This window comes from Paenibacillus sp. 1-18 (assembly GCF_000520755.1).
In the GTDB taxonomy this organism is placed as follows: Bacteria; Bacillota; Bacilli; order Paenibacillales; family Paenibacillaceae; genus Paenibacillus; species Paenibacillus brasilensis.
The window spans coordinates 1-383 of record NZ_ASSB01000100.1 but is presented as its reverse complement, the minus strand read 5'-3'; the positions used below and the strand labels follow the sequence as shown (position 1 = coordinate 383).

The following is a 383-nucleotide window of genomic DNA, read 5'->3' as shown; positions in this document are numbered from 1 at the left end:
CGCCGCAAAAAGGCAAGCCACGCGTAGCCGTCCCGCTGATAGGTCCGCAGCTCGGCTTGCAGTCCGTCCGGCACGTCCAGTGCAGGCCATTCCGACTGCCGTCCAAGCTGGCTGATCAGCTTCAGCAGATGCGCGTTCAGCTCGACCTCCAGCCGGAAGCGCGCCGCGTCCTCTGGCTGCTCGCCTGAGGCGTCGCCTTCAGGCTCATCGGCATTGCCGAGCAGGTGCAGCTGCAGGATGTCCTGAAAGGACAGGCCCTGAGAGCTGTCGATCCCGGCCATCGCTCGGCGGATCTGCGCGAGCAGCGCGGGGTCGAGCGCGATCCATTGCCCGCGGAAGCGTACCAAGCGCTCGTTGCGGGCCACCAGCTCGGCGAACTCAGA

Annotated in this window: 1 protein-coding gene; it reads right to left on the bottom strand. The window is 66.8% G+C overall.

Annotated features, from left to right (window positions below; all coding sequences use genetic code 11):
- A partial coding sequence (locus L693_RS27765) for an SNF2 helicase-associated domain-containing protein (RefSeq protein WP_331281071.1) occupies window positions 1–383 on the bottom strand: 383 nt, incomplete at both ends.